General features: G+C 60.6%; 15 protein-coding genes. 3 read left to right on the forward strand and 12 right to left on the reverse strand.

The genetic code is table 11. The annotated features are described in order from the left end of the window. Window positions 1–52: 52 nt before the first annotated feature. From G5168_RS05155 to G5168_RS05170, 4 genes are all read right to left on the reverse strand, one after another. A complete protein-coding gene (locus G5168_RS05155) occupies window positions 53–382 on the reverse strand; it encodes a SctD/MshK family protein (protein ID WP_106844136.1) in 330 nt (109 codons plus the stop codon). Then, window positions 375–1,022 (reverse strand): type 4a pilus biogenesis protein PilO, encoded by a 648-nt coding sequence (gene pilO, locus G5168_RS05160; RefSeq protein ID WP_106844135.1) that lies wholly within the window; start codon window positions 1,020–1,022, stop codon window positions 375–377. Before pilO ends, G5168_RS05155 begins: the two co-directional genes overlap by 8 nt. Beyond that, window positions 1,022–1,615: a PilN domain-containing protein gene (locus tag G5168_RS05165; protein WP_128834786.1), complete on the reverse strand. Its 594-nt coding sequence runs from the start codon at window positions 1,613–1,615 to the stop codon at window positions 1,022–1,024. Before G5168_RS05165 ends, pilO begins: the two co-directional genes overlap by 1 nt. 100 nt (window positions 1,616–1,715) lie before the next feature. Continuing rightward, window positions 1,716–2,579, reverse strand: coding sequence for an MSHA biogenesis protein MshI (locus G5168_RS05170; RefSeq protein ID WP_421251916.1), 864 nt, complete (start codon window positions 2,577–2,579; stop codon window positions 1,716–1,718). 86 nt (window positions 2,580–2,665) lie between these two features. Here G5168_RS05170 and G5168_RS05175 point away from each other — a divergent pair, with 86 nt between their 5' ends. Beyond that, window positions 2,666–3,589, forward strand: a complete 924-nt coding sequence (locus tag G5168_RS05175) for a 1-aminocyclopropane-1-carboxylate deaminase/D-cysteine desulfhydrase (RefSeq protein ID WP_216952742.1) — start codon at window positions 2,666–2,668, stop codon at window positions 3,587–3,589. Window positions 3,590–3,653: 64 nt separating this feature from the next. Here G5168_RS05175 and G5168_RS05180 read toward each other — a convergent pair whose 3' ends face one another. Beyond that, window positions 3,654–5,582, reverse strand: a complete 1,929-nt coding sequence (locus G5168_RS05180) for an EAL domain-containing protein (protein WP_421251917.1) — start codon at window positions 5,580–5,582, stop codon at window positions 3,654–3,656. 495 nt (window positions 5,583–6,077) lie between these two features. On the opposite strand from G5168_RS05180, the gene G5168_RS05185 reads away from it, so the two are divergent. Beyond that, on the forward strand, window positions 6,078–7,607 hold the full coding sequence (locus G5168_RS05185; RefSeq protein WP_227341526.1) for an EAL domain-containing protein: 1,530 nt from the start codon (window positions 6,078–6,080) through the stop codon (window positions 7,605–7,607). Window positions 7,608–7,872: 265 nt separating this feature from the next. Beyond that, on the forward strand, window positions 7,873–8,970 hold the full coding sequence (locus G5168_RS05190; protein WP_421251918.1) for a calcium:proton antiporter: 1,098 nt from the start codon (window positions 7,873–7,875) through the stop codon (window positions 8,968–8,970). Window positions 8,971–9,115: 145 nt separating this feature from the next. Here G5168_RS05190 and hutH read toward each other — a convergent pair whose 3' ends face one another. From hutH to rpoH, 7 genes are all read right to left on the reverse strand, one after another. Then, entirely contained in the window at window positions 9,116–10,648 is a 1,533-nt protein-coding gene (gene hutH, locus G5168_RS05195) for a histidine ammonia-lyase (protein WP_421251919.1), read from the reverse strand. Window positions 10,649–10,652: 4 nt separating this feature from the next. Beyond that, complete coding sequence (gene hutU, locus G5168_RS05200; protein WP_421251920.1) at window positions 10,653–12,362, reverse strand: urocanate hydratase; 1,710 nt, start codon at window positions 12,360–12,362, stop codon at window positions 10,653–10,655. A gap of 54 nt (window positions 12,363–12,416) precedes the next feature. Further along, a complete protein-coding gene (hutG, locus tag G5168_RS05205; RefSeq protein WP_421172666.1) occupies window positions 12,417–13,361 on the reverse strand; it encodes a formimidoylglutamase in 945 nt (314 codons plus the stop codon). After that, window positions 13,354–14,589 carry an imidazolonepropionase gene (gene hutI, locus G5168_RS05210; RefSeq protein ID WP_227341531.1) on the reverse strand — a complete coding sequence of 412 codons (1,236 nt, stop codon included), beginning with the start codon at window positions 14,587–14,589 and terminating at the stop codon, window positions 13,354–13,356. Before hutI ends, hutG begins: the two co-directional genes overlap by 8 nt. Window positions 14,590–14,743: 154 nt before the next feature. Further along, window positions 14,744–15,448 (reverse strand): histidine utilization repressor, encoded by a 705-nt coding sequence (gene hutC, locus G5168_RS05215; protein ID WP_041202413.1) that lies wholly within the window; start codon window positions 15,446–15,448, stop codon window positions 14,744–14,746. Window positions 15,449–15,459: 11 nt separating this feature from the next. Continuing rightward, the gene (gene can / locus G5168_RS05220) at window positions 15,460–16,119 is read right to left on the reverse strand and encodes a carbonate dehydratase (RefSeq protein WP_005339998.1); all 660 of its coding nucleotides are present in this window, start codon (window positions 16,117–16,119) and stop codon (window positions 15,460–15,462) included. 125 nt (window positions 16,120–16,244) lie between these two features. Beyond that, entirely contained in the window at window positions 16,245–17,099 is an 855-nt protein-coding gene (gene rpoH, locus G5168_RS05225; protein WP_005339997.1) for an RNA polymerase sigma factor RpoH, read from the reverse strand. Between the last annotated feature and the right edge of the window lie 95 nt (window positions 17,100–17,194).

The following is a 17,194-nucleotide window of genomic DNA, read 5'->3' on the forward strand; positions in this document are numbered from 1 at the left end:
CTTGCAATTAAACTCGATAAAGCCGCTCCACCTCTCGAAAGGCAAGCACGACTCAAACCCGGATCTTGCTGGCAAAGAGTGTGACCGCGTGGCGTTTGCCCGCCTTTTCCAGCACCACGGCATCTGCCGTGATGGCCACCAGCGTATAGCCATCCACCTGTTGCCCGACCCGATAACTCTTGCCATTGAGCACCGCCAGCGCCGGGCCATTGCCCAGCACCACACTCTGCAGCTTCGGTAAACCGGTGTTGCTCTCGCCGGTCGCACGGGCGCCAATCGCCACATCCGCCAGCGGTGCGGTGGGATCCTGCAATACCTCGACCTGCTCCGCCTTTACCAGCACGCTGAACAGGCAACAGCACAACGCAAACACTCTAGCCACGGATAAACTCCTTGCTGGTACTCAGGGTGTAGATCTCCATCTCCACCACCGCGCCGGGATAGGATTTGACCCGGTAGTCGAACTGCTTCCAGTAAAAGTGGCGCGGCAAGGCTTCCAGCGCTTTAAGATATTGATAAACATCGAAATAGCCACCTTCAAGCTGAAGCCGGATACCATGTTTGTAGAGATTGACCTTCTGTTCTCCCGCCATCAGCGGGGTCGGCTCCAGCGAACTGAGCGCCAGCATGTGAAGGTTGGCGGAGCGGGAGAGCAGCGCCTCCAGCACCTGCGGCATCTCGTGCGCCGGGATCAGATCGACGGTCTGGGCCTTCAGCTCATCGTCGATCCGGGCCAGATCCGCTTCGACCTGCGCCAGCTGGTCGCGAACGCCCTGATTGGGATCCCGCTTGAGCCGAGCCTGTTTGCCGAGGTTCTCCAGCTCCATGATTTCGAGGTCGCGCTCGGCGGCGCTCAGGGCCATGCGATCCTGCTGCAGGCGGGTATCGGCGCCATCGAGCCAACCGTAGATGCTGCCAGCGCCCAGCAAAACCAGACCGGTAAGCAGGATCAACACCCGCTCCCGCTGGCTCAACCGGGCGATACGCTGGCCCCACGCCTGCCATTGTGCTTTCAGGTTCATCAGGGTTTCTCCCGCGCGATGCCGCTCAACTGGAAGGTCAGACGACCCTCCTCGTCACGGCCGAGGGTCAGTTCACCAAACTCCTTGCCTACCAGACTCGGGGTCTGCTTGAAGCGGTTGACCCAGGCCGGCACATCCTGACTGCGTCCGGCAAAACCGGAGAGGTTGATCCGCCCTTCGTTGATCTCGATGCGCTGCAACGAGAGGTTGCTGCTGCGAATGCGGGAGAGATCCGCCATCACGCTGGCATAGCCCTGGGATTTTTGCAGAGACAGGCTACCGAGCTGACGCATCAGCCCCTGCTTGGCGGTCAGCTCATCCCGTTTATTGACCAGTTGCTGTTGCAGCCGGGGATCCGCCTGATGGCGCGCCAGCTCGGCATCGAGGCGTCTGGCCTCGCTGCGCTTGAGCTCCAGCTCGGCGGTGCGTTGCGCTAGCGCCCGGCTGACCTGTTGCTGCTGCCAGCTGTAACCGATAGCCGTCAGCAGGATCAGCAACAGCGCAACACCCCATACCAACGCCATCTGATTGAGGCTGGCCCACTGCCGCTTGGGACGAAACTCGGCACCATAGAGGTTTATCTGACGTTTCATCACGCATCCTCCCCGATGGCGGCTGCGTAGGCAGAAAGGTATTCGACGCCAGCCAGCAACATTGTCTTGTTGACCATGGCAGCAAGGGGGAATAACACTCTCATTGATCATCCCCCAATGCGGCAGCATAAGCCGAGAGGTATTCGACGCCGGCCAGCACCGCCTTGTTGGCCATGGCGGAGACGGCAAAGCCGAAGGTCTGCTCCATGTGACGCACCAGGGTACCGATAAAGGGCGAAGCGACGGCAAACTGCATCTGCCCCAGCTCGGGCAATTTGAGCTGGCCCGCCAGATAGTCGAGGGAGCGCTGGATCTCCAGCGCCAGTGAATCGAGCAGCATGGCGTCAGGCTCATGTTCGCCGGTCAGGCTGGTGAAACCGCGCAGCTGGCGGGAGAAGCAGAGCCCCCCCTGATGGAAGACCAGCAGTTGCAGATCCTGCCCCTTGGGCTGCCACAGCAGCATGCGCACAGTGTCATCCGCTTCATAGAGAGAGGTGAGCGCCAGCTCGTCGCTGATGATGGATTGCAGGGTGGCGATGACGTTGATGGCATCGGCCAGCTGTTGCACCCGGCTCTTGGGCAGGCAGATCACATTGATGCGCGGACGACCGGCAGGCGGGGTGGGCAAGTCCACATAATCCATCGCCAGTTGCAGCACGGGTTCGCTGACATAGTCCTTGATGGCCCAGGGGAGCGCCCCCGCCATCTCGGCGTCAGGCACGGCAGGCTTGTCGATCTGGATCTGTTGATAAAGGCTGGCGGCGAGGGCTACCCGCACTTTAGACTTGGCCAGCCCATAACGGCTGAACAGCTCGTTCATGGCCACAGCCCACTCCTGTGGGCCGTTGATGGTGCGCGTCGCGAAGACGGGGGGATTGCCCACTGCAGCCAGCATGATCCTGTCATTGGCCAACAAGAGCCCGACCTGGCGGCTTGGCGTCGACCGTCTGAACAGTTTTTTCATGTAAGCCCGCCCATCAATAGTGATTAAATGTATGAAATATTAACATAAACAGCAGATTAGCCTCTATATAAAAGACGGACTCACCATTGCAAGCCAGCCTTCCAGCCGAGCCAGAGGGGTCAGCTATCCTGCCCTCCCCCCTGCACCCCCTCCACCACCCGTTGCTGACCCGCTACGGCGTCGAACTCTGGTGCAAGCGGGATGATCTGATCCATCCGACCATCTCCGGCAACAAGTGGCGCAAGCTCAAATACCACCTGCTTCATGCCAGAGAGCACGGCAAACGGCATCTACTCTCGTTTGGCGGCGCCTACTCCAATCACATCCATGCACTGGCAGCAGCAGGGTGCCAATCTGGCCTTCGAACTACCGGTATCATACGGGGCGAATCTGATGCCGTCAGCAATACCACCCTGAGGGATGCCAGACGCTGGGGTATGGATCTCGTTTTCGTCGACCGCCAGAGTTACCGCCGTCGCCAGGATCCCGACTGGCTGGCCCAATTCGATGCACCCGATACCCTGATCGTGCCGGAAGGGGGCAGCAGCCCGCTGGCTATCCCCGGGGTTGCCGAACTGGTCGGCGAGGTACCCTTCTCGCCGGATCTCTGGGTACTGCCCTGTGCCAGCGGCGGCACCCTGGCGGGCCTAATCGCTGGCAAACAGGACCGGGAGCAGATCCTCGCCATTGCGGTACTGAAAGGAGGCGGCTTTATCGCTGACGAGGTGTGTCGCCTCCATCCCGCTGCCGCCAGCATCCCCGGCTGGCGGGTCGCACTCGATCACCACGATGGTGGCTACGCCAAATTCAGCCCGGCCCTCTGGCAGTGGGTTCAAGATTTCAGCGCCGAAACAGGTCTGCCTTTGGAGCCCATCTACAGCGGCAAGGCGATGTGGGGGCTGTTTCGCGAGCTGGCTGCGGGCCGCATCGCCCCCGGCAGCAAGATTGTCTTTATCCATACCGGCGGCATGCAGGGATTGGCCGGACTGCGGGAGCAGGGGCGACTGTGAGCCCCGCCTGACGGCAACCGAAAACGAGAGAGGGTCGCCCCACGACGACCCTCTCTCATTTATCTCAATCACCAGCCGACTCCTGCACCAACCGGCGTGGCTCGGCAAACCAGGGCCCCTGCCCGGCATGCACCCCGAGGTGGCGCAGCATCTTCCACTCATCGCCACTCTCTACCCCCACCGCCAGCACCCGGGTACGGGTATTGGCGCAGCCCCCCACCAGACTGCGGACCGCCATCTGGTTCACCTGTCGGGCGTGAATCTCCCGCACCAGGCTGGGGTGCAGCTTGAGGAAGTTGATCTCGAACTCCTTGATGTACTGGGTGCTCACCACATCCTGGCCAGCATGATCGATGGCCAGCTGGCAGCCCAGCATCCGCAGGGAGCGCAGCGGCCGCTTGAGTGCTTCGAAGTGGCGTGTGACCTGAGCCTCCGAGAGCTGCAGGATCAACCGCTCGTTGGTGCTGCGCGGCAGCTGGAACAGGGCGAAGAAGAGCCAGCGCTGGAACTCGCGGTTGAGCAGACTCTGGGCACTCAGGGTCAGAGTGATGGGACAGCTCTGCTCGGAACGCTGGCGCAGCAACACCAGCGTTTGCTCCGCCACCAGCCGATCCAGTTGCAGCAGCAGGCCCACCTTCTCCGCCATTGGCATGAAGATCCCTGCTTGCAGTTCCCTCCCCTGCTCATCGTGGATATAGGTGAGCAGATCCTGCTGCAGTACCACCTGATCCCGCTCCTGCTGGACCGGTTGGGTATAAAAATCGATCCCCTGCTCTTCAAGACGGCGACTGATGAGGGTGCGCCAGCGCACCGTCCCCTTGCTGCTCTGCTCCTCGTCCAGCTGCTTCTCGTAGAGGAACCAGCCGTTGTGCCCCTGCAGACGTGCACTCTTGAGGGCCAGCTCGGCCTCCTCCTGCACCTTGAGCAGAGTGTCTTGCGCCTGGTAGCAGACAGCCCCGATATAGATGGCCGTCTCCGGATTGACCTGCTGCGGCCAGTGTAGCCGTTGCAGACTCTTGAGCAGCTGGCTGGCACTGTCCACCATCTCGCTCTCCGACATGTTGGGCAACAATACCGCAAAGACATGTCCGGCATAACGAGCCTGCAAGGCACCGTTATGCTTGCGCACAAAAGCACTGATCACGGCGCTCGCCTCCAGCAGCAGATCATGCCCCTGCAGCTCGAACTGCTCCGCTTCCAGCTCTTCCAGACAGGCGAGTTCAATCAGCAAGACACCGCCACTCATCACGCTCGCCTCCATGATAGCGCTCTCGAGCCGGTTATCGAAGAAGAGGCGGTTGCCGATGCCGGTCATCTTGTCGACGAAGGCGTTGCTGCGAATGAAGTTGTCGAAGCGGCTGCGCTCCTTGCGGGCATCCGCCAGCTCGGCGAGCAGATGATCGAGGGCCTGACTGGCGGCCACCGGCCACTCTTCGGCGGGGTCATGGCTTAGTTTGGAGAGCTTGTCATCGAGGATCAGCTGGGCGCGAATGCCCAGCAGCTCGGCGCCGCGCAACTGCTGACGCAACCAGCGGATGGAGTACCAGAGACCGAACACCACGATGAAGATCCCGAACGAGATGCCCGACATCGCCTTGATGGAGTACTCCGCCTCCTTGAAGGGGCGCTCCAGCTTGAAGCTGGCCTGCATGCCAGCCTGATGGGGCAGCGGATGGCTGTATGGCACCAGCAGCGGTTCATCAACCGGACGCTGTACGTCACGGAACCAGTAGACCCGCTGGTCATTCTGGCGCACCTCCAGCTCCACCACATGAGCCGCCCGCAGCAAGGTGGGCAACCAGCGGCTCATATCCTCCATACCGTGAGCAACGTCGAGTTGCTTGTCGATCACCTCGACCAGCGCATCGACCTTCTTTTGCTGCAACTCCATGCCCAGCTCGCGAAAGCTGAACACCCCGCCAATCAGCACGGTCGCCATGGCAGCGATCACGCACAAGGTAATAAACGAGACAAGATGTGTTGTGAGTTTCATGTGCCTTTCCGTGTGCCCGGCATCATCCATTGGAGTTCATGGTAGCAGTGGCGCTGTGGCCATCACTATGGACGGGGATCCCGCTTCTGTAATTTAAGCGGGGCAGCATACCCAAAGCAGCGGGAGAATACCAAGGAAGGTACACAGGTGGAGCAGGGGAAGATAGCAGACAGAAAAATGGTCCCTCAAAAGGGACCAAAAGGAACACTCATATCAAAACTAACACTCTGTGCTACTGACAAAAAACAGATACAGGAGTATTGAACACACGGTGAGTCAAACCGCAGGGGTACTCTAAAGCAGTTCGGATAAGTTGAGCAATTGTCATTTATGACAGGTCAGCGATTGAATCTTTTCAAGGTTAACAATAAAAACATTTAAAATCATACATTTAAAAAATCATCCAATAAGTGTGACAAGTAGAGCTCAAATTGATTGTACTAATGCACTATGATGGCTTGACCCATTTGTGTCTCGTAAAACTGGCAGGCGCCCTTGTTACGCATCACCCCCCTCTGGATCACTGTACTGCTACTGCTCTTGCCCATCCTGGCAAGCCAGTCCGTCGGTCTGTGGCTAACAAAACCGATGGCCAACCACCTGCTTGAGCAGAAGGTGGCCGAGATAAAGCGAGCCATGGCGATACGCCATCACACGCTGGACAAGGCCATGAGCGAGCAGCTGACGCTGTTTGATTTCGATTGTGGTGCCAACGACATGGCACTGCTGCGGGATCCCCGCTTTTACAACACCCATATTCGTCTGCAGGGGCTGGAACTGGCATCAGGGAAAAGCTGCTCAAGCCTGGGTGTGGGTATTTCGCTCATCAAAAACGCCAACCAGGATGGCGCCCTCCCCGACAAACTGGGGCTGACTGCTACAACGGCCAGTTTCAATACGGAACAGGAGATGGTTGCCTACTACAAAAACGGCGGCAACATTGCCTACTGGGTGCTCGATAACAGCTGGAGCCACGATCTGCTACAGCTCCCCTGCAGTGACTGTTTCTATCTGGAGTTCAGCCAGCGGGATCCCGCAGCGATGACCCCCCGCTTCCCGCGCGGTGACCGGACCATCAAGCTGGAAGAGGGCAGCCGCAGCCTGAGCTTCTTTGATCAGGACAAACTGACCCGACAAACCATCTGGGCCGGTTCTGCACTGGATCTGTATGCTCGCGAGCAAGTCAGACGAATCGCACTCTGGAGCGGCACTATCCTGGGCCTGCTGCTGGTGACCGCTTACTGGTCGCTGCGAAACTATCGCCGCTCGCTCAAGGGGCTATTGCAGGCCGGATTGGTGCGCCAGGAGTTCATCCCCTTCTATCAACCCGTGGTGGATCTTCGAACCTGGCAGGTTGCCGGTTTTGAGGCGCTGCTACGCTGGCAACGTGGACACGAGCTGATCCCCCCGAGCGCTTTCATCGAATATGCTGAAGATCAGGGACTTATCCTGCCTATCACCAGGCAGTTGCTGGAGCAGGTGATCACGGATCTGCCGCTGTTGCCACCAGAGCAGTGGATCAGTGTCAATCTGATGGCCACCCATATCGAACAACCCTTGCTGCGCAACATGTTGAGTGAACACCATAACCCTTCGCCCGAGCGCCTTACCTTCGAACTGACCGAACGCAAGCCGATCCTCGACATCAAAGCCGCTACCGAGGAGATCACCCTGTTGCAGCAGATGGGATATCACTTCAAACTGGATGATTTCGGTACCGGCTACGGTGGTTTTGCCTACCTGCAGAGCCTCGGGATCCGCCAGATCAAGATCGACAAGATGTTCGTCGATACCATAGGCACCAACGACCTCAAACGCAGCGTGCTGGATGCCATCATCACGTTTGGCCTGGAATCAGGCATGGAGATGATTGCGGAAGGGGTTGAGACGCGGGAACAGGTTGATTACTTGCGGCAACACGGCGTCTATCTGATCCAGGGTTACGTCTTTGGCAGGCCCATGGCGCTGGCAGATCTTGCCATCTGGCAGCAGACGTGGCCTCCACAATATTCGCAAGAGAGCTGACACCGATATTGCACAGGCCAGCGCTGGCAGGGCTCCCCCCACCGGGAGCACACGCACCCTTTTGCACAGAGGCTGACACTCCCAAAGCCTCTGCCACGACCTGGCTCATCGCCCTTGAACCACCATTTACATTCAGCAACAAAATGATCTGCCCCTGAGAGGATGGAACCCTTATCATAAGCATTCGGCTACCGTGAGCACCTTCACGCACGCCTCCCATCAATCCCTGTCGGCCAGCGCCGTCCCGAGATGAGAACCATTGCCTATGAAGACATTTATCCGGCAAGACATTGCCCTGCCCGTCGGCCTGCTGACCCTGCTCTTTTTCAAGACGATCGGGAGCGACCTGCTGACAGAGACAACTCCGCTCGGGATCTATCTTCCGGTTTCGGCGGCACTACTGGCCATCGTAACCTGGGCCATCTTCTCGGTAGTGCGCCACTCCGATGCCCTCGCCATCAAGCTGGGCGAGCCCTTCGGCACCCTGATCCTCACCCTCTCGGTCATCTCGCTGGAGGTGGTGATGATCTCCTCGGTGATGCTGACCGGCGAGCCCAACCCCACCATGGCCCGCGATACCATGTTTGCGGTAGTGATGCTGGTGAGTACCGGTCTGGTGGGCTTCACCCTGCTGTTTGGCGGCTGGCGCTACCACACCCAGAGCTTTAATCTGGACGGGGTCAAATCCTATCTGGTGGCCATCATCCCGCTGGCCCTGCTCTGTCTGGTGCTGCCCAACTTCACCGAAGGTGGTGCAATCGGCAGTATGTCGCGCGCCATGTCGTGGATGCTGATCATCATCTCGATCCTGCTCTACGGGGTCTTTCTGCTGATCCAGACCCGCAGCCACAGCCACTTCTTCGTCGACAGCGATCACGAGGATTACGAGGAGCACCACGGCCCGCTGCAGAGCAACGTCTATCACACCATCCTGCTGCTCGCCTACCTGCTGGTGGTGATCCTGCTGGCCAAGACCCTGGCCATCCCCATCAACTACGGGGTGCATGTCATGGACGCGCCCGCCGCACTGGGCGGCTTTATCGTCGCCTGTATCGTGCTGGCTCCCGAAGCAGTCGGCGCCATCAAAGCCGCCTTCAACAACCAGTTGCAGCGAGCAATGAACCTCTACTTCGGCTCGGTGCTGGCCACCATCGCCCTCACCGTGCCTGCCGTGCTCTTTATCGGCTCCATGCTGGGTCAGGAGGTACGCCTCGGCCTCTCCCCCGCCGATATGGTGCTGCTGGTCACGACCCTGATGGTCTGTAAAGTGACCTTCAGCAGCGGCCGCACCAATGTGCTCCATGGTGCGACCCATCTGGTGTTGTTTGTGGTCTATCTGTTCCTGATGTTCGAACACGAATAACTGCGTTCAACCAACGTCAGACACGCAAAGACCGCCCGATTGGGCGGTCTTTTGTTATCGGCTCCCGGACCTCACCGGCGCCAGTGAAGCGGCGTCCCCCTCATCCCCCACCCTTCTCCCGCCAGGAGAGAAGGGGGATCAAGGCTTACAGGCTGGGCAGTACCCCGACCGGGATCAGGTCGTTGTAGCTGGCACGGCCCAGCAGGGCGGCGGCCGCTTCGATATCCGGCGCGAAGTACCTGTCCTTGTCGTAGAAGCTCACCTCTGCCCGCAGTCGTCCCTTGGCCAGCTCGATCAGTTCGGTACTGTGCAGCGGCGCGCGAAAATCGAGCCCCTGTGCCGCCGCCAGCAGTTCAACTGCCAGAATGCCGCGGGTGTTCTCGGCCATATCGGCAAGCCGGCGGCCAGCGAAGGTCGCCATGGAGACGTGATCCTCCTGATTGGCGGAAGTGGGCAAACTATCCACCGAGGCGGGATGGGCCAGGGTCTTGTTCTCGGAGGCCAGCGCCGCCGAGGTGACCTGAGCGATCATAAAGCCGGAGTTGACCCCGCCATTATTGACCAGAAACGCCGGCAGACCGGACATGCGCGAGTCGATCAGCAGCGCCATTCGCCGCTCGGAGAGGGAACCTATCTCGGCGATGGCCAGCGCCAGATTATCGGCCGCGAAGGCCACCGGCTCGGCATGGAAGTTGCCACCGGAGAGGATCTCCTCATCCTCGGCAAACACCAGCGGGTTGTCGGAGACCGCATTGGCCTCGCACACCAGCACCTCGGCGGCCTGACGGATCTGGGTCAGGCAGGCCCCCATCACCTGCGGCTGGCAGCGCAATGAGTAGGGATCCTGCACCTTCTCGCAGTTGTGATGGGACATGCCGATCTCGCTGCCATCCACCAGCAGGTGGCGATAGCAGGCGGCCGCGTCGATCTGGCCACGCTGACCGCGCACCGCGTGGATGCGGGCATCGAACGGCCGTCGGCTGCCAAGGGCAGCCTCCACACTCATAGCACCTATGGTGATGGCACCAGCGAACAGATCCTCAGCATGGAACAGCCCTTCCAGCGCGAAGGCAGTGCTCGCCTGAGTGCCGTTAAGCAGCGCCAATCCTTCTTTGGGTGCCAGCGCGATAGGCTCGAGCCCGGCAATTTTCAGCGCTGTAGCGGCATCGATCAGCTCGCCCTTGTGGCGGGCCTTGCCCTCCCCGATCAACAGGCAGCTCATATGAGCCAGCGGCGCCAGATCGCCGGAGGCACCGACGGATCCCTTCTTCGGCACTACCGGATAGACTTCGGCGTTGATGAGGGTCATCAAGGCCTCAAGCACCGTCAGCCGGATGCCGGAGAAGCCGCGCGCCAGCGAGTTGAGCTTGAGCACCATCATCAGCCGTACGGTGGCGTCATCCATGTACTCGCCAATCCCTGCCGCATGGGAAAGCACGATGGAGCGCTGCAGCTCATCCAGCTGCTCCACCGGAATGCGGGTGTTGGCTAACAGCCCAAAGCCGGTGTTGATGCCATACACCACCCGGTTCTGCTCGATCACCTTGGTAACCACAGCTGCGGAGGCGTGGATCCCCGGCAGGGCGGCCGGATCCAGTGAAACATGTACCGGCTCGCGGCTGACGCGGCGCAGGGTGGCAAGATCCAGCTCGCCCGGGGTAATAGTCAATTCAAACATGGTGTTACACCTTTCCTTTGACACCGTTGGCGCCGTCAATCATCGGCAGATCCAGTTTCGCCTCATGGGCACAGTTGATGGCAATCTCGTAACCCGCATCCGCATGGCGCATCACGCCGGTGGCCGGGTCGTTGCGCAGCACCCGACCGACCCGCTTGGCAGCATCATCGGTGCCATCACAGACGATCACCACGCCGGAGTGCTGGGAGAAGCCCATCCCCACACCGCCGCCGTGGTGCAGGGAGACCCAGGTCGCGCCGCCAGCAGTGTTGAGCAGAGCGTTGAGCAGCGGCCAGTCGGAGACGGCATCGGAGCCATCCATCATCGACTCGGTCTCGCGGTTCGGGCTCGCCACCGAGCCGGAATCCAGATGGTCGCGGCCAATGACGATGGGGGCTTTCAGCTCGCCGTTTTTCACCATCTCGTTGAAGGCCAGACCGAGGCGCACCCGATCCTTGACCCCGACCCAGCAGATCCGCGCCGGCAGTCCCTGAAACGCGATGCGCTCGCGGGCCATGTCGAGCCAGTTGTGCAGGTGAGGATCGTCGGGGATCAGCTCTTTCACCTTCTGATCGGTCTTGTAGATATCTTCCGGATCGCCGGAGAGGGCCACCCAGCGGAACGGGCCTATCCCCTCGCAGAACAGCGGGCGGATATAGGCGGGGACGAAGCCGGGGAAGTCGAAGGCGTTCGCCACCCCCTCCTCCAGCGCCATCTGGCGGATGTTGTTGCCGTAATCCAGAGTCGCCGCGCCGCGCTCTTGCAGGGTCAGCATCGCCTCCACCTGACGGGCCATGGAGCGACGAGCAGCCAGATTCACCTCCTGCGGGGCACTCTGCTGCAGCTCGCGCCATTTGGCAACGCTCCAGCCCTGCGGCAGGTAGCCGTGCACCGGGTCGTGGGCGGAGGTCTGGTCGGTCACCACATCCGGGGTGATGCCCCGGACCACCAGCTCGGCGAAGACATCGGCGGCGTTGCCGACCAGGCCGATGGAGATGGCGGTGCCGCTCTGTTTGGCCTCTTCGACCATGGCCAGCGCCTCATCCAGGCTGTGAGCCTTCTTGTCCACATAACGGGTGCGCAGACGAAAATCGATGCGGGTCTCGTCGCACTCCACCGCGATCATCGAGAAGCCAGCCATGGTGGCAGCCAGCGGCTGGGCACCACCCATGCCGCCGAGACCACCGGTCAGGATCCAGCGCCCCTTGGGTTCGCCGTTGAAGTGCTGATTGGCCACCGCGAAGAAGGTCTCGTAAGTGCCCTGCACGATCCCCTGAGTACCGATGTAGATCCAAGAGCCGGCGGTCATCTGGCCGTACATCATCAAGCCCTTCTTATCGAGCTCGTTGAAGTGCTCCCAGTTGGCCCAGTGCGGCACCAGATTGGAGTTGGCGATCAGAACCCGCGGCGCATCCTTGTGGGTCTGGAACACCCCGACCGGCTTGCCGGATTGCACCAGCAGGGTCTGATCCTCCTCGAGCCGGGTCAGCACCTCGACGATCTTGTCAAAGCAGGCCCAGTTGCGGGCGGCGCGACCGATGCCGCCATAGACCACCAGCGACTGGGGATGCTCGGCCACCTCGGGGTCCAGGTTGTTCATCAGCATCCGCAGCGGCGCTTCGGTGAGCCAGCTCTTGGCGGTCAGTTCGGTGCCGCGCGGGGCACGGATCACGCGGTTAGGATCATGACGGGGATCCTGCTGTTGCACAGACATACACACTCCTTGTTGTATCAATAGGGTGCCTTCGGCGACGGGCGGCCAAAAGGGTTAACGGGTCAACAGATGAACCAGTCGCGCGGCCACGCGGGCACTGCGGTTGTCCTGATCCAGCGTCGGGTTGTACTCGGCCAGATCGGCGAGCCTGAGCTTGCCGCTGGCCCGGATATGGGCGATCAGCGGTTCGATCACCGCCAGCTCCACGCCGCGAGCGGCGGGAGCGCTCACTCCCGGCATAACGGCGCCGGGCAGCACGTCGAGATCGATGGTCAGATAGAGGTGATCACAATCGGCGATAAAGGCGTCCAGCCCGCTTAGCAAGGCTGGCAGCTCGGTCTGGGTCATCGCCTCGTCCAGCACATGCCACACACCCAGCGCCTTGGCACGGGCAAACAGGGCTTGGGTATTGGCGGTCTCGGCCACCCCAAGGCAGGCGTAGTGAAACGGTGTGCCCTGAGCGGCGCACTGCTCGGCAATCTGGAAAAAGGGGGTGCCAGAGCTGGCCTGCTCCTGCTTCATGCGCAGGTCGAAGTGGGCGTCAAAATTGATAATGCCGACTCGCCCCTGACCCGCCAGATGCAAGTTGAGGCCGCTCCAGCTGCCGAAGGCCACCTCGTGACCGCCCCCCAGCACCAGCGGGAAGTGGCCCAAATCGAGCGCGGCAGCGACCCGCTCGGCCAGATGGCCGTGGGCGGCGTCGAGATTGCCATCGGTACAGCTCACATCTCCGCCATCGTAGACGGGACGGTTCAGGTGCCAGGCAGTGTTGGCCAGCAGCTTGCGCACCGCCAGCGGCGCCCCGGCAGCACCAATGCGCCCCTTGTTGCGGCGCACCCCTTCATCGCAGGCAAAACCAAGCAGTACTACACCGGCAGAGTCTTGTGCTCCGGCGGTCCAGGGCAGCACCTTGTCGTGCCAGCGCAGGGCCAGTTCGCCATCTTCCGGATCCTGCCGCCCCTGCCAGAGCGACATGTCGATCGGGTTGAACTTATCCATGGAGGGTCTCCTCGCCGTTGAAGATGCGGCCTGCCAGCTGATCGACGCCGACCATGTAGCTCAGCTCGGCCGGATGGGCGCAGTGCCAGATCAGGAAATCGGCCGCCATGCCGACCCTGAGCTGACCAAGACGATCCTGCTCGCCAAGTGCTTTGGCGGCGTGACGGGTCACCCCGACCATGGCCTCCAGCGGGGTCAGGCCAAACAGGGTGCAGGCCATGTTCATCGCCATCCGCAGCGAGACGATAGGGGCCGTACCCGGGTTGATATCGGAGGAGACCGCCATCGCTACCCCCGCCTTGCGCAGCGCGGCGACCGGCGGCAGCTTGGTCTCTTTGAGGAAGTAGAAGGCGGTGGGCAGCAGGGTGGCGACCACGCCACGGTGGGCCAGCGCCAGGATCCCTTCCGGATCCAGATACTCCAGATGGTCCACCGAGAGGGCGCCAAAGTTGGCAGCGAGTGTGCTGCCACCGAGATTGGAGAGCTGATCCATATGCCCCTTCACCGGCAGGCCGTATTGATCCGCCGCCAGATAGACCTGCTCGGTCTGGGCCAACGAGAAGCCGATGTGCTCGCAGAAGACATCCACCGCATCGGCCAAGCCTGCCTCGGCGGCGGCCGGGATGATCTCCTGACAGATGGTCTCGACCCAACTATCGGGATCGTCGCGATACTCCGGCGGCACCGCATGGGCCGCCAGCAGAGTGGTCTTGACCCGGATCGGCAGCGCCCCTCCCAGTCGGCGGGCCACCCTCAGCATCTTGAGTTCATCAGCCAGAGTGAGGCCATAGCCGGACTTGATCTCCACCGTGGTGACCCCTTCGCGGATCAGGGATGCCACCCTCGGCAACGCCAGCTCGAACAGTTGCTCTTCGCTGGCGGCACGGGTGGCACGCACCGTGCTGATGATGCCACCGCCCCGACGGGCGATCTCGGCATAGGGCACTCCCTGCTGACGCAGCTCGAACTCTTCGGCACGGCTGCCGGCGAAGACCAGATGGGTGTGACAATCGATAAGGCCGGGGGTGACCAGCTTGCCCCGCATATCCTGCCAGTGAGCGGGATACGACCCCTTCAGTTCGGCCATCGGCACCAGCGCGTGGATCTTGCCATCCTTCACGCCGATGGCGTGGAGCGGCAGCAGGCCGTAGTCGGCCAGCTCATCATTCAGGGTAGCGGGCGTCACGTTGAGCCAGACCCGCTCGCAGTTCAACAGTTCCTTGTTCATAGCGACCTCAAATGTATATACATATTCTTATAGTCGATCTCTATGACGAAAGAAAGAGCGAAATTCACATCCTGATAACAGCATCAAACTTAGAGTTTAAGCACAAAAAAGCCCACCAGGAGGTGGGCTTTGCAAAATCAAGTTGTATAGACATTTACTCCAGCTGAGTCTTGGAGCTTAGCTTGTAACGGGAACCGGGGGAGAGCAAACGGGCGTAGGAGACCAGATGCCCCTCCGACCAGGTGCGTCTGTGCAACAACAGGCAGGGGGAATCTACGCGGATCTGCAACAATCCCGCCTCACCGGCGCTCGGCAACACGGCTTCCACCACGTGCTCCATCTCGGAGAGGGGGCAGACATCCATCAGATAGCGGTTGGGGGTCTGTTGGGTAAAATCCTGCTCGCCATAGCCCGGCAAGCGCCCGGCATCGACGAAGCGCTCCTCCAGCTGCAACGGCTCACCATCAGCCTGATGGACGATCAGGCTGTGAAAGATAGGGGCACCTACCCGCAGCCCCAGTTGTACCGCCACCTTCTCGTCGGCGGCCAGCCGCTGCAGCCGGATCACCCGGGCACTGTACTCGCCGCCACGCTCGGCGATCTCGTCAGCGATGTTGCGAATGGCCAGCAACGGCGATTCGGTTCGCCTGTCCGCCACGAAGCTGCCGGAACCGGCGGTACGCACCAGCCACCCCTCAGCCACCAGTTCCCGCAACGCCCGGTTGACCGTCATCCGGCTCACGGTGAACTGCTCGCACAGGGCCGCTTCGGTCGGGATCCTGTCCCCCGCCTGATAGTGGCGTTCGCGGATTCCGTCCAGAATGTGCTGCTTGATCTGCAGATAGAGGGCTGGCGCCACCATGAAGCTCCCTAGCGCCGACGGTGGGGCGGACGCATATCCGGCCAGGCGCGGTAGACGTCGGGGATCTGATCCGGGCCGCTGATGCAGAGATCGAGATCGTGCAGCAGACCATCCTTGATCCCGTAGATCCAGCCATGCACCGCCAGCTCCTGCCCCTTGCGCCAGGCGTTCTGGATGATGGTGGTGTGGCAGACGTTGGCGACCTGTTCGGCCACGTTCAGCTCGCACAGGTAGTCGAAGCGCTCGTGCTCATCCTCGATGGCCTCGAGCTCTTCACCATATTTGAAGTAGACATCCTTGATGTTGCGCAGCCAGTTGTCGATGAGACCCAGCTCCTGATTCTGCATCGCGGCCTTGACGCCGCCGCAGCCATAGTGACCGCAGACGATGATGTGCTTCACCTTGAGCACTTCTACCGCGTATTGCAGCACGGAGAGGCAGTTGAAATCGGTATGTACAACCAGATTGGCGACGTTGCGGTGGACGAAGACATCCCCCGGCAGCAACCCCATCAGCTGGTTGGCGGGGACCCGGCTGTCGGAACAACCGATCCAGAGGTATTCGGGGGCCTGCTGGGCAGAAAGGGTGGCAAAGAAAGCGGGATCTTCGGCTTTGATCCGTTCGGCCCACTCACGGTTGTTGGTAAACAGGTCGTTCAACAGTTTCACTTCTGCTCTCCCTAATGTGGCAGTGGCGGCAACATAACACACTCAAGGGTAACCAAAGCAAGGCCGACCAGATCCTTGCGAAACAAAAACAGGGCCATCAGGCCCTGTTTTTATGAGAGGAAGCATCAGGCTTCCATGGCATCTTTCAGCTTCTTGAGTGCGTTTTTCTCAAGCTGACGCACACGCTCGGCAGAGACGCCGTAGGTATCGGCCAGCTCCTGCAGAGTGGTCTTGCTGTCATCATCGAGCCAGCGGGCGCGGATGATGTGCTGACTGCGCTCATCCAGGGTGGCGAGGGCAGAGCTCAGACGACGGGTGGCATGATCGTCCCAGTTGTCATTCTCGATGGTCGCGGCCAGATCGGAGGATTTATCCTCCAGATAGTGAACCGGAGCGAAACCGCCCTCTTCTTCATCATCACCAACCAGATCGAACGCCTGATCGTAGTTGGCCATCCGCGCTTCCATCTCGGTCACGTCAGCGGCAGAGACGCCGAGATCGGCCGCCACGGCCTGAACCTCTTCGTGGTTCAGCCAGCCCAGACGTTTTTTGGATTTGCGCAGGTTGAAGAAGAGCTTGCGCTGGGCCTTGGTGGTCGCCACCTTGACCATGCGCCAGTTGCGCAGGACATATTCGTGGATTTCGGCCTTGATCCAGTGCACTGCAAAGGAGACCAGACGCACGCCGACCGTCGGGTCGAAGCGCTTGACCGCCTTCATCAGGCCGATGTTGCCTTCCTGAACCAGATCGGCCTGAGGCAGGCCGTAACCGGCATAACTCTTGGCGACATGAACGACAAAGCGCAGGTGCGACATAACCAGCTGACGAGCAGCCTCGAGATCGCCATCCTGCTGCAAACGCTCAGCCAGTTCACGCTCTTCCTCTGCGCTCAGCACAGGAATAGAGTTTACTGCCTGGATATAGCCTTCCAGACTACCTTGCGGAATCAGAGCCATAGTGCGCTGCAATGAAGTTCCCATCTGTTACCTCTTACTTTTCAATCAAATCAGTCTAACACCCTGAGAGGGTCTGTCTACTGACCGGATGCCATTCTGCGGCGTGTATCAAAGAACAT

This window comes from Aeromonas sp. 600724 (genome assembly GCF_049175135.1).
Classification (GTDB): domain Bacteria; phylum Pseudomonadota; class Gammaproteobacteria; order Enterobacterales; family Aeromonadaceae; genus Aeromonas; species Aeromonas veronii_A.

What these genes read in the sequence shown, in the direction of transcription:
- pilO (WP_106844135.1), bottom strand. Translation starts at nt 1,022, where the DNA reads ATGAACCTGAAAGCACAATGGCAGGCGTGGGGCCAGCGTATCGCCCGG.
- G5168_RS05165 (WP_128834786.1), bottom strand. Translation starts at nt 1,615, where the DNA reads ATGAAACGTCAGATAAACCTCTATGGTGCCGAGTTTCGTCCCAAGCGG.
- G5168_RS05170 (WP_421251916.1), bottom strand. Translation starts at nt 2,579, where the DNA reads ATGAAAAAACTGTTCAGACGGTCGACGCCAAGCCGCCAGGTCGGGCTC.
- G5168_RS05180 (WP_421251917.1), bottom strand. Translation starts at nt 5,582, where the DNA reads ATGAAACTCACAACACATCTTGTCTCGTTTATTACCTTGTGCGTGATC.
- G5168_RS05190 (WP_421251918.1), top strand. Translation starts at nt 7,873, where the DNA reads ATGAAGACATTTATCCGGCAAGACATTGCCCTGCCCGTCGGCCTGCTG.
- hutH (WP_421251919.1), bottom strand. Translation starts at nt 10,648, where the DNA reads ATGTTTGAATTGACTATTACCCCGGGCGAGCTGGATCTTGCCACCCTG.
- hutU (WP_421251920.1), bottom strand. Translation starts at nt 12,362, where the DNA reads ATGTCTGTGCAACAGCAGGATCCCCGTCATGATCCTAACCGCGTGATC.
- hutG (WP_421172666.1), bottom strand. Translation starts at nt 13,361, where the DNA reads ATGGATAAGTTCAACCCGATCGACATGTCGCTCTGGCAGGGGCGGCAG.
- hutI (WP_227341531.1), bottom strand. Translation starts at nt 14,589, where the DNA reads ATGAACAAGGAACTGTTGAACTGCGAGCGGGTCTGGCTCAACGTGACG.
- rpoH (WP_005339997.1), bottom strand. Translation starts at nt 17,099, where the DNA reads ATGGGAACTTCATTGCAGCGCACTATGGCTCTGATTCCGCAAGGTAGT.